Genomic DNA, 9,633 nt, shown 5'->3' on the forward strand with positions numbered 1-9,633 from the left:
GCTGCCCCCTGGTTTCGTTGTACTCGGGCGGGGGATATGCGTCAAGGATGGTGATTTGGCACGATTCGATCACCGCCACAGACGCAACAACCCGGCCGCCACAGAGGCGACCGGGTTGCTGTGCGTGCTGCGTCAGACGCTCACGGGAGCAGCCATGAGCGGTGACGGTCAGACGTCGTAGTAGAGCTCGAACTCGTGCGGGTGCGGGCGCAGGCGGATCGGGTCGACCTCCGCGTTGCGCTTGTAGTCGATCCACGTCGAGATCAGGTCGGGCGTGAAGACGTTGCCCGCCGTGAGGAAGTCGTGGTCGGCCTCGAGGTTGTCGAGCACCTCGCCGAGCGAGCCCGGGACCTGCTGGATGAGGGCGTGCTCCTCGGGGGGCAGCTCGTACAGGTCCTTGTCCACCGGGTCCGGCGGCTCGATCCGGTTCTGGATGCCGTCGATGCCGGCCATGAGCATGGCCGAGAACGCCAGGTACGGGTTGGACGACGGGTCCGGCACGCGGAACTCGATGCGCTTGGCCTTGGGGTTCGAACCGGTGACCGGGATGCGGATGCATGCGGAGCGGTTGCGGGCCGAATAGACCAGGTTGACGGGGGCCTCGAAGCCGGGCACCAGGCGGTGGTAGGAGTTCACCGTCGGGTTGGTGAACGCCAGCAGCGAGGGCGCGTGCTTGAGCAGGCCGCCGATGTACCAGCGCGCGATGTCGGACAGGCCGCCGTAGCCCTTCTCGTCGAAGAACAGCGGCTCGCCGTCCTTCCAGAGGGACTGGTGCACGTGCATGCCCGAGCCGTTGTCGCCGAAGAGCGGCTTCGGCATGAACGTCGCCGTCTTGCCGTTCTCGTGCGCCACGTTCTTCACGACGTACTTGAAGAGCATGACCTTGTCGCCGGAGATCGCCAGCTTGTCGAAGCGGTAGTTGATCTCCTGCTGGCCCGCCGTGCCGACCTCGTGGTGGGCGCGCTCGACACCGAGGCCGAGGGCGTCCAGCTGCAGGCTGATCTGGTCGCGGATGTCCGAGAAGCCGTCCACCGGCGGGACGGGGAAGTAGCCGCCCTTGTAGGGGATCTTGTGGCCGAGGTTGCCACCCTCCTCCTCGCGGCCGGTGTTCCACGCCGCCTCGAAGGAGTCGATCTTGTAGAACGACTCGTTCTGCTTCGTGTGGAAGCGGACGTCGTCGAAGATGTAGAACTCGGCCTCGGGGGCGAAGAACGCCGTGTCCGCGATGCCGGTCGACTTCAGGTACGCCTCGGCCTTCGCGGCGACCTGACGCGGGTCGCGGCTGTAGGGCTCGTCGGTGTACGGGTCGACGATGTGGAAGTTGATGTTCAGCGTCTTCTCGACCCGGAAGGGGTCGATGTACGCGGTGCTGATGTCCGGGATCAGCTTCATGTCCGACTCGTGGATCGCCTGGAAGCCGCGGATCGAGGACCCGTCGAACATCTGGCCGTCCGTGAAGAAGTCCAGCTCCAGCGAGTAGGCCGGGACGTTGAAGTGCTGCATCGTGCCGGGCAGGTCACAGAACCGGACGTCGACGAACTTCACGTCCTCGCTCTTGATGAACGCCAGGACTTCCTCTGGCTTGCTGAACATCCGCTGCTCCTCGGTCGGTGGTACCCGTGGGGTCGGGCAAGGCGAGGCTACGAGCGCGTGGTTTCTCCGTCGTGTACCAAGTGTTTCGACGGCGTTACGGACGCGCGCCTCGTGTAACGAATGCTGACCCTATGCCCGCAGGGGACGAGTCCGTGAGGCCGTTCGTCCACGCGGGACGGGGGAGCAGCGGGACCCACCCTACGAACGTCGAGCGCCGCCCGTGTTTCCGGTGCGTTGCCGTCTCGCTCCGGCCGTCACCTACCCTGCTCACGTGGCAGATCGTCGTGACCTGAGCTCGTGGCTGGGCGGAACCCCTGACGACCCGGAGGCCTCGGGTGGCGGCGTGGCGACGCCGCGGGGCGTCCGGCTCGGCCTGCCGGAGTCCGGCGCCGGGGCGCTCGCGCCGGTCGGGCGTCGGGTCGTCGCGCTCGTCATCGACTGGATGGCGTGCCTGCTGATCTCGGGCGCGTTCTTCGCGGCCGACCCCTCGGCGTTCCTCCTGTCGCGGGGCAACCCGTGGGCGACCCTGGGCATCTTCGCGCTCGAGAACGTGCTGCTGGTCGGTTCCATCGGCAACACCCTCGGGCACCGCCTGCTGGGCCTGCGGGTGCGCCGGGTGTTCCCCGACCGGCCGGCCGACAAGGCCGACCCGGTGTGGGCGAGCGCGGCCCCCGGGTTCCTCAGCGCGCTGGTCCGCACGGTCCTGCTGTGCCTCGTGGTGCCGGCCGCGGTGTGGGACTCCGACGGGCGCGGGCTGCACGACCGGGTCGCCGGGACGGCGATCGTCCGGCGCTGACCGATGGCCCGCGCTGACCCCCCGATGACCTGCGCAGACCGTCGGTCAGCGGCCGCGCATGCCCTTGCGGTCGGGGCGGGCGCGCATCGGGTCGACGCCCTTGGGCACCGGGAGCTTGATGCCGCCGAGGGCGGTGAGGCGCTTGTTGACCTCGGCGATCTCGGGCTTGGTCAGCTTGCCGCGGAGCTTCTGCACCTCGCGCGGCAGCTTGCGCAGCGACACCTGGCCCTCGCCGTCGCCCACCTGGATGAGCGTGATCGGGGCGCCCGAGATGACGCGGGCGGTGCGCTTGCGCTCGGATTCGAGCAGCTTCGCGATGCGCGGCGCGGGACCCTCGCCGACGAGCACGACCCCGGGCTTGCCGACGCCGCGGAACACCATGTCCTGCGTGCGCGGGTCGACCGCGACGGGCTCCTGCGTGAACGTCCAGCCGCGGCGGATGGTGCCCAGGGCGGCGAACGCGGCGCCCGGCTGACCCTCGATCTGCGTGTACGCGGCCGTCTCCGCGCGCCGGGCCAGGATGAACATGGCACCGAGCGCCGCGAACGGGATGCTGAGCAGCAGCACGTACAGCCAGTGGCCCACGAGCAGGCCGATGACGAGGCCCAGCACGATCACGCCGAAGAACACCGCCAGCACGATCCACGTGACGGCGGGGTCTGCCTTGCGGGTCATCTGGTACGCCTGCCACACCTGGTGGTACCAGCGGGTCTTCTTGACCTTGCCGGTCGGTGCAGCGGCGGGGGACGTGTCACGGGCCATGGGCCCGAAGTCTACCGACGGATCGGGGCGCTCCCGGACGTCAGCGGGCGAGCAGGCTCGCCGCCTCCTGGCGCGACGTCGTCGGCTCGGCGAAGTGGGCCAGCGCCTCGGGGATCGGGCGGCCGTAGCGTCGCATGGCCTGGCCCCACAGGCGGCCCGCCCGGTACGACGAGCGGACCAGCGGCCCGGACATGACGCCCAGGAACCCGAGGCGCTCGGCCTCGGCCGACAGCTCGACGAACTCCTCGGGCCGCACCCAGCGCGACACGGGGTGGTGGCGGACCGACGGGCGCAGGTACTGGGTGATCGTGATGAGGTCGCAGCCTGCCTCGCGCAGCTGGTCCAGGGCCTCGACGACCTCCTCGGTGGTCTCGCCCATGCCGAGGATGAGGTTCGACTTGGTCACCAGCCCGGCCTCGCGGGCGGCGGTGATGACCGACAGCGAGCGGTCGTAGCGGAAGCCCGGGCGGATCTGCTTGAAGATCCGCGGGACGGTCTCCAGGTTGTGCGCGAGCACCTCGGGCCGCGACGAGAAGACCTCGGCCAGCAGCTCGGGCGTCGCGTTGAAGTCGGGGATGAGCAGCTCGACGCCCGTGCCCGGGTTCACGGCGTGGATCTGGCGGACGGTCTCCGCGTAGAGCCAGGCGCCGCCGTCGGGCAGGTCGTCGCGGGCGACGCCGGTGACGGTCGAGTACTTCAGGCCCATGGCCTGCACGGACGCGGCCACGCGGCGGGGCTCGTCGGCGTCGAAGTCGGCGGGCTTGCCGGTGTCGATCTGGCAGAAGTCGCAGCGCCGCGTGCACTGGTCGCCGCCGATGAGGAACGTGGCCTCGCGGTCTTCCCAGCACTCGAAGATGTTGGGGCAGCCCGCCTCCTCGCACACCGTGTTGAGGCCCTCGCGCTTCACCAGGCCCTTGAGCTCGGTGTACTCGGGGCCCATCGTCGCGCGCGTGCGGATCCACTCCGGCTTGCGTTCGATGGGCGTCTCGGCGTTGCGCGCCTCGATGCGGAGCATGCGTCGGCCATCGGCTGCGATCGTCACGCCGGTCAGACTAACCCGCGTCCGGGGGGACGGCTGCGGGGGAGGTGCGCGTCACACCGCGGCGACGGCCGGCCGGGCCTCGAGGATCGGCACCAGGGTGTCGACGAGGTGCCCGCGGACCAGTGGCAGGACCTCCGCGATCGGCACCCGGCGGCCCGTCTCCACGGACAGCGACGTCACGTCCGCGTCCGTGATCCCGCAGGGCACGATGCGCTCGAAGGCGGCCAGGTCGGGCTCGCAGTTGAGCGCGAAGCCGTGCATGGTCACGCCGCGGGACACCCGGACGCCGATGGCGGCGACCTTGCGCTCGCGCAGGCCGCGCTCGTCGTCGGCGGCGAACCACACGCCGCTGCGCCCCTCGACGCGGATCGCGGTCAGGCCCAGGTCGGCGCACGTGCGGATCAGGGCCTCCTCCAGCACGCGCACGTAGCGGACCACGTCGATGGGTGTGGCCAGCTTCACGATGGGGTAGCCGACGAGCTGGCCGGGGCCGTGCCACGTGATGCGGCCGCCGCGGTCGACGTCGACCACGGGCGTCCCGTCGACCGGGCGGTCCCACGACGCGGTGCGCCGGCCGGCCGTGTAGACGTCCTCGTGCTCGCACAGGAGCACCACGTCCTCGGCGGTGCCGTCGGCCACCGCCGCGTGCACCTCGCGCTGGAGCTGCCACGTCGGCTCGTAGGGGAGCAGGCGTGTGCCGAGGTCGAGCTCGTCGAACCGCATGTCGGTCAGGCTAACCCGCGTCGTCCTGCGGGCGGGCGACGAGCGCCAGGAGGTGCCGCAGCTGCTCGGTCTGCTCGCTGGTCAGGCCGCGGGTGACCAGCGCCTCCGCGGTGTCCCGGTCGGCAGCGACGGCCAGCGCCGCGCGGCCGGGGTCGGTGATCGTGATGACGTGCCGGCGGCGGTCGTCGTCGTGGGGTCGCCGCGTCACGTAGCCCGTCCGCTCCATGCGCGCGAGGACGCGGCTCATGGTCTGCTCCGTCACCTCGCAGGCCGAGGCGAGCTCGCGCTGGGACATGGGGCCGCGCACCAGGTGGACCAGCACGGGCAGGCTCGCGTGGTTGAGGTCCCAGGTGGCCAGGTGGGCGTTCCACTCGCGCTCGACGCGACGGGACGCGGCGGACAGGAGGCGGCCGACCGGCCAGTGGGCGGGGTCGGACGACGTCGGGTCCGGCGCGTCGGCCGGCCCACTCCCGTGCTCCACGATCCCGCCTCCATTTGCTGTTCGGAGGATCTGTACCAATGATACTCAGCATGCTGAGTAATCGCCGGTCCACGATCGTCCGCGCCGTCCTCGTCGGCGTCGCCCTGGTGGTGTGGCTCGGCATCGGGTCGGTCGGCGGGATGGCGCAGGGCAAGCTGTCGCAGGTCCAGACGAACGACGCCTCGGCGTTCCTGCCCTCGTCGGCCGAGTCCACCCGGGCCGCCGAGGAGAGCAAGGGCTTCGTCGACACCGAGACATTACCCGCGCTGGTGGTGGTGCAGCCGGAGGACGGCGGCGCGGTCACGCCGAACCAGCTCGCGGCCGTCCAGAAGTGGGCCGCCCGGGTGCCGGACCAGGCGCTGCCCGCCGGGAACGAGGGCACCTGGGCCGACTACCTGGTGGGGACGCCGGCGGTCGTGCCGGCCGAGGACGGCGAGGCGCTGCTCGTCGCGTTCTCGCTGGACGGTGCCAAGGCGGAGGAGCTGCTCGCCGGCGACGAGGGCGTCACCGACTCGTTCGTGCTGGCGCTGCGCGAGTCCCTGGCCCAGGACCTGGGCGCGACGGCGACGAGCGCCGGCGAGCTGGGTGTCCAGGCGTGGGTCACCGGCCCGGCCGGGTTCGTCGCCGACCTGGTCACCGCCTTCGGCGGGATCGACTTCGTGCTCCTGCTCGTCGCGCTCGGCGCGGTGCTGCTCATCCTGGCGATCGTCTACCGGTCGCCGTTTCTGCCGTTCGTCGTCATCTTCACGGCGGTGTTCGCGCTCTGCCTCGCGGGTCTCGTGGTGTACACCCTCGCCAAGAACGGCACGCTCGTGCTCAACGGGCAGTCGCAGGGCATCCTGTCGATCCTCGTGGTCGGCGCCTCGGTGGACTACGCGCTGCTGCTGGTCGCCCGGTACCGGGAAGAGCTGCACCACGTCGAGCACCCCGCCACGGCCATGGGGCGGGCCCTGCGCGCGTGCGTCGAGCCCATCGCCGCCAGCGCCGGCACGGTGATCGCGGGCGTCCTGTGCCTCCTGCTGTCCGACCTCGGCTCCAACCGCTCCCTCGGCCCGGTGGCGGCCATCGGCATCGCGTCCGCCCTGCTCGGCGCGCTCACGCTCCTGCCCGCCCTCCTGCTCGTGCTCGGCAAGCGCTCGCGGGTCCTCTTCTGGCCGCGCGCGCCGCGCGCCGACGCGGTCGGGGCGGCCGACGTCGACCCCGCCGCCGGCACGGGCGTGTGGGCGCGGCTGGCCCGTTTCGTCGGGCGCCGGGCGCGCACCGTGTGGGTGGTCACGGCGCTCGCGCTGTGCGTGGGTGCGGCCTTCCTGCCCACCCTGAACGCCTCCGGGACCAGCCAGGTCGACATCTTCCTCACCGACGTGGACGCCGTCTCGGGCGAGGCCGTCCTGGCCGAGCACTTCCCGGCCGGCGCCGTGCAGCCCGCGATCGTCATCGTCGACGAGGCGGACGTGGACGCGGTCACCGCCGCGGCCGAGGGCGTCGACGGCGTGGACGCCGTCGCCCCGTACACGGGCTCGCCGTCCGGTGCCCCCGCCACGGACGCCCCGCCCGTCGTCGTCGACGGACGCGTGCGCCTCGACGTCACCACGGCCGCCTCGGCCGACACCCAGGCCGCCGTCGCGACGGTCGAGGACCTGCGGGCGGCCGTGCACGACGCCAGCCCCACCGCCGTCGTGGGCGGCGCCGCCGCGGAGTCGCTCGACACCCAGCTCGCCAGCGAGCGGGACCTGCGCGTGATCGTCCCGGTCGTGCTCGTGGTGATCGGGCTGATCCTCATGTTCCTGCTGCGGTCGGTCGTGGCCGCGGCCCTGCTGCTGGTGGCCAACGTGCTCTCGTTCGCCGCCGCGCTGGGGGTGTCCGCGGTCGTCTTCAACCACGTGTTCGGCTTCGCCGGAGCCGACCCGGTGGTGCCGCTGTTCGCATTCGTGTTCCTCGTGGCCCTGGGCGTCGACTACTCGATCTTCCTCATGACGCGCGTGCGGGAGGAGTCGACGAAGGTGGGCACGCGGGCTGGCGTGGTCCGCGGGCTCGCCGTGACCGGCGGCGTCATCACGTCCGCCGGCGTGGTGCTGGCCACCACGTTCGCGGCGCTGGGCGTCATCCCGCTGCTGTTCCTGGCGCAGATCGCGTTCATCGTCGCGTTCGGCGTGCTGCTGGACACGCTCGTGGTGCGCAGCCTCCTGGTGCCCGCGCTCGTGCACGACCTGGGCCGCCGCACGTGGTGGCCCAGCGCGCTCTCGCGCCGGGACGAGGTACCCGCCGACCTAGAGTGAGCCGCATGCAGGAGCTGCGGGTCGGACTGGTCGGGTACGGGGGAGCGGGCCGGGGGATCCACGCCCGGCTGCTGCGCGAGGCGGGGCAGCGCGTGACGGCCGTGGTGACCCGCAGCCGCGCGGAGCAGGTGGAGCAGGACTGGCCCGGGGCCGCGGTGGTCCCGGACGTCGCGTCGCTGCTCGAGCACGCCGCCGACCTCGACCTCGTGGTGGTCGCGAGCCCGACCGGCGAGCACGTCGCGCACGTGAACGCTGCCCTCGACGCGGGCCTGCACGTGCTCGTCGACAAGCCCCTGGCCACCAGCGCCGCCGACGCGCAGGCGCTGGCCGACCGGGCCGACGGGCGGCTCACGGTCTTCCAGAACCGCCGCTGGGACAGCGAGCAGCTGACGCTGCTGGGGCTGCTGGCGAGCGGGGAGCTGGGCACCGTGCACCGGTTCGAGCGGCGCTGGGAGAGGTTCCGGCCGGTGCCGCAGGACCGCTGGAAGGAGAACGACCCGGAGTCGGGCGGCCTGCTGCTCGACCTCGGCGCCCACCTGGTCGACTCCGCGGTGCAGCTGTTCGGCCCGGTCGAGCAGGTCTACGCCGAGCTGCACGCCCGCAAGACCCCCGCCGTCGACGACGTCTTCCTCGCGCTGGTGCACGCCGGCGGCGTCGTGAGCCACCTGCAGGCCGGCGGCATCGTCGGCGCACCCGGGCCGCGCACGCGCGTGCTGGGCGACGGCGGCGCGTACCTGGTCACCAGCTTCGAGGGGGAGCCGACGCCGTTCGCCGCGCTCGACGACGCCTACGAGGAGACCCGGCGGCCCGGCGAGCCCGTGCACGAGGGCTGGCTGGTGCGCGGCACGGACCGCACGCCCGTCCCGCGCGCGCCCGGCGGGCACGTCGACCTCTACCGGGCCGTCGTGCGCTGGGTGCTCGACGGAGGGCCGCCGCCGGTCGACCCCGCGGACGCCGCCCGGACGGCCCGCGTCCTGGACGCCGCCGTGGTGTCCGCCGCCGAGCGACGCGTGGTCCCGCTGCCCTGACCTGTGGACGACGGCCGACGCGACCGGCTGGACGCGTCTTGGATGGCCGGCATGGACAGGTTCCTCGTGCCGGCCGATGTGGAGACCGCCCTCGCCCGCGCCGGGTTCCGGCCGGTCGACCTCGTCGGCGACGGCTGGCTCGCGGTCGCGCTGGACGGCTCGGGGCGGCACCTCGAGCTGCACGTGGTCGCCGCCGTGGCCGACGGTCCGCTCACCACCCGCGTGACCCTGCTGCGCGCGCTGCGGCACGAGCACCTCGCCCAGCTGCTCGACGTGGTCGAGCTCTCGCCCGGACGCCTGGGGCTCGTGGTGGAGCACGTGGCCGGCCCGACCCTCGCGCAGGTGCGGGCCGCCCGTGCCCCGCTGGCCGACGGCGAGGCGGCCACCGTGGCCATCCCGGTGGCCGGCGCGCTCGGCGCGCTGCACGACGCCGGCCTGGTGCACGGAGCCGTCACGGCGGCGGCCGTGGTGCTCCGGCCCGACGGCCGGCCGGTGCTCACCGACCTGCGGCACGCGCTCCTGGCGACCGGCGACCCCGAGGCGGACGTGCGCCGGCTGGTGACCACGATCGTCGACGTGATGCCCGGCGAGGACGTCCGGCTGCCGTCCGACGACCCGTCGCTGCGGGAGGCGCTGGTCGACCTGCTCACCGTGCCCGGTCTCGAGGCGGGTCGGGTGGTCGACCGGTGCTTCCGCGTGACGGAGCCGTCGCCCGTCCGGCTGCCGGACGCCGGGGTGCTGGCCTCGAGCGCGCTCACCGCCGGTGCGCGCCGGGACGTCCCGGCGCGCTCGCGCCGGGCGGCACGGGCGCCTCGGCGGCGAGGCGCGGTGCGTGCGTCGGTCGCGGCGGGCGCGATCGTGCTGGTCGTGCTCGCGGCGCTGGTCGGGAGGCAGCAGCTCGTGTCGGCGACGGCCGCGCCTGCGTCGACGCT

The 9,633-nt window shown here is 72.9% G+C and carries 8 protein-coding genes and 1 pseudogene; 4 read left to right on the forward strand and 5 right to left on the reverse strand.

What is annotated here, in order from left to right; genetic code table 11:
* Positions 1 to 168: 168 nt before the first annotated feature.
* The gene (gene glnA / locus AB5970_RS11945; RefSeq protein ID WP_370504164.1) at positions 169 to 1,593 is read right to left on the reverse strand and encodes a type I glutamate--ammonia ligase; all 1,425 of its coding nucleotides are present in this window, start codon (positions 1,591 to 1,593) and stop codon (positions 169 to 171) included.
* A gap of 271 nt (positions 1,594 to 1,864) precedes the next feature.
* On the opposite strand from glnA, the gene AB5970_RS11950 reads away from it, so the two are divergent.
* The gene (locus tag AB5970_RS11950; RefSeq protein WP_370504165.1) at positions 1,865 to 2,389 is read left to right on the forward strand and encodes an RDD family protein; all 525 of its coding nucleotides are present in this window, start codon (positions 1,865 to 1,867) and stop codon (positions 2,387 to 2,389) included.
* A gap of 45 nt (positions 2,390 to 2,434) precedes the next feature.
* On the opposite strand, the gene AB5970_RS11955 is transcribed toward AB5970_RS11950, so the two are convergent.
* Genes AB5970_RS11955 through AB5970_RS11970 form a run of 4 tightly spaced genes read right to left on the reverse strand, consistent with a single transcriptional unit; the run spans position 2,435 to position 5,397 of the window.
* A complete protein-coding gene (locus tag AB5970_RS11955) occupies positions 2,435 to 3,151 on the reverse strand; it encodes a DUF4191 domain-containing protein (protein WP_370504166.1) in 717 nt (238 codons plus the stop codon).
* A 40-nt stretch (positions 3,152 to 3,191) separates the two neighbouring features.
* Entirely contained in the window at positions 3,192 to 4,193 is a 1,002-nt protein-coding gene (lipA, locus tag AB5970_RS11960; protein WP_370504167.1) for a lipoyl synthase, read from the reverse strand.
* Between the two features lie 51 nt (positions 4,194 to 4,244).
* Positions 4,245 to 4,916 (reverse strand): lipoyl(octanoyl) transferase LipB, encoded by a 672-nt coding sequence (gene lipB / locus AB5970_RS11965; protein ID WP_370504168.1) that lies wholly within the window; start codon positions 4,914 to 4,916, stop codon positions 4,245 to 4,247.
* 10 nt (positions 4,917 to 4,926) lie between these two features.
* Complete coding sequence (locus AB5970_RS11970) at positions 4,927 to 5,397, reverse strand: MarR family winged helix-turn-helix transcriptional regulator (RefSeq protein WP_370504169.1); 471 nt, start codon at positions 5,395 to 5,397, stop codon at positions 4,927 to 4,929.
* A 50-nt stretch (positions 5,398 to 5,447) separates the two neighbouring features.
* Here AB5970_RS11970 and AB5970_RS11975 point away from each other — a divergent pair, with 50 nt between their 5' ends.
* The 3 genes and pseudogenes from AB5970_RS11975 to AB5970_RS11985 all read left to right on the forward strand — a co-directional run.
* The gene (locus tag AB5970_RS11975; protein ID WP_370504170.1) at positions 5,448 to 7,673 is read left to right on the forward strand and encodes an MMPL family transporter; all 2,226 of its coding nucleotides are present in this window, start codon (positions 5,448 to 5,450) and stop codon (positions 7,671 to 7,673) included.
* 5 nt (positions 7,674 to 7,678) lie between these two features.
* Positions 7,679 to 8,701 (forward strand): Gfo/Idh/MocA family protein, encoded by a 1,023-nt coding sequence (locus AB5970_RS11980; protein ID WP_370504171.1) that lies wholly within the window; start codon positions 7,679 to 7,681, stop codon positions 8,699 to 8,701.
* Between the two features lie 51 nt (positions 8,702 to 8,752).
* Positions 8,753 to 9,633 (forward strand): annotated as a pseudogene (locus AB5970_RS11985) (hypothetical protein); the annotation flags it as partial.

Source organism: Cellulomonas sp. ICMP 17802 (assembly GCF_041295535.1).
Classification (GTDB): Bacteria; Actinomycetota; Actinomycetes; order Actinomycetales; family Cellulomonadaceae; genus Cellulomonas.

Bases quoted from the DNA above. Each gene is read 5' to 3' on its own strand.
- AB5970_RS11955 (WP_370504166.1), bottom strand. From the start codon at position 3,151: ATGGCCCGTGACACGTCCCCCGCCGCTGCACCGACCGGCAAGGTCAAG.
- lipB (WP_370504168.1), bottom strand. From the start codon at position 4,916: ATGCGGTTCGACGAGCTCGACCTCGGCACACGCCTGCTCCCCTACGAG.
- AB5970_RS11980 (WP_370504171.1), top strand. From the start codon at position 7,679: ATGCAGGAGCTGCGGGTCGGACTGGTCGGGTACGGGGGAGCGGGCCGG.
- glnA (WP_370504164.1), bottom strand. From the start codon at position 1,593: ATGTTCAGCAAGCCAGAGGAAGTCCTGGCGTTCATCAAGAGCGAGGAC.
- AB5970_RS11975 (WP_370504170.1), top strand. From the start codon at position 5,448: ATGCTGAGTAATCGCCGGTCCACGATCGTCCGCGCCGTCCTCGTCGGC.